The 1,097-nt window shown below is 67.1% G+C and carries 1 protein-coding gene; it reads right to left on the bottom strand.

Annotated elements, in window-relative coordinates:
- A partial coding sequence (locus tag QZH66_RS16715; protein ID WP_305806986.1) for a molybdopterin cofactor-binding domain-containing protein occupies positions 1-1,097 on the bottom strand: 1,097 nt, incomplete at both ends.

Here is a 1,097-nt window from a genome sequence, read left to right as displayed (position 1 = left end):
GCTTGGGGACAGAGCTGGTCGGCTGCGCCGCCTGCGGTCTGTCCCGCAAGGTCTCAGGCTTTCGCGCTTTGAATGGCTTCCCACACGCGGTGCGGCGATGCGGGCATGTCGAAGTCCTTCACGCCGAGCGGGCGCAGTGCGTCGAGCACGGCGTTGATCACGGCCGGTGGCGAGCCGATGGCGCCGGCCTCGCCGCAGCCCTTGGTGCCCAGCGGGTTGTGCGTGCAGGGCGTGCATACGGTGCNGAATGGCTTCCCACACGCGGTGCGGCGATGCGGGCATGTCGAAGTCCTTCACGCCGAGCGGGCGCAGTGCGTCGAGCACGGCGTTGATCACGGCCGGTGGCGAGCCGATGGCGCCGGCCTCGCCGCAGCCCTTGGTGCCCAGCGGGTTGTGCGTGCAGGGCGTGCATACGGTGCCCAGCTTGAACTCGGGGAAATCGTCGGCGCGTGGCATGGCGTAGTCCATGTAGCTACCGGTGAGCAGCTGGCCGGTTTCACGGTCGTAGACGCAGTTCTCCAGCAGCGCCTGGCCTATGCCCTGCACCAGGCCGCCGTGCACCTGGCCTTCGACGACCATGGGGTTGATGATGGTGCCGAAGTCGTCCACTGCGCTGAAGCGGTCCACGCGCGTGAAGCCCGTGGCCGGGTCGATCTCGACCTCGCAGATGTAGGTGCCGGCCGGAAAGGTGAAGTTGGTCGGGTCGTAGAACGCGGTTTCGTTCAAGCCAGGTTCGAGCTTGTCGAGCGGGTAGTTGTGCGGCACGTAAGCGGTCAGGGCGATCTGCGCGAACGGGATCTTCTTGTCCGTGCCCTTGACCGTGAACTCGCCGTTGGCAAAGTCTATGTCGGCGTCGCTCGCTTCCATCAGGTGCGCGGCAATCTTCTTGGCCTTGGCCTCGATCTTGTCGAGCGCCTTCATGATGGCCGAGCCGCCGACGCTGATGGAGCGCGAGCCGTAGGTGCCCATGCCGAACGGCACGCGGCCAGTGTCGCCGTGCACCACGTCGACGTTCTCGACCGGAATGCCCAGGCGCGCCGCCACCACCTGCGCGAACGTGGTCTCGTGGCCCTGGCCGTGGCTGTGCGAGCCGGTGA

The organism is Stenotrophomonas sp. YIM B06876 (assembly GCF_030711595.1).
GTDB lineage: Bacteria > Pseudomonadota > Gammaproteobacteria > Xanthomonadales > Xanthomonadaceae > Stenotrophomonas.
Note: the sequence above shows the minus strand (reverse complement) of the source record. Positions and strands in the feature narration are given on the sequence as shown.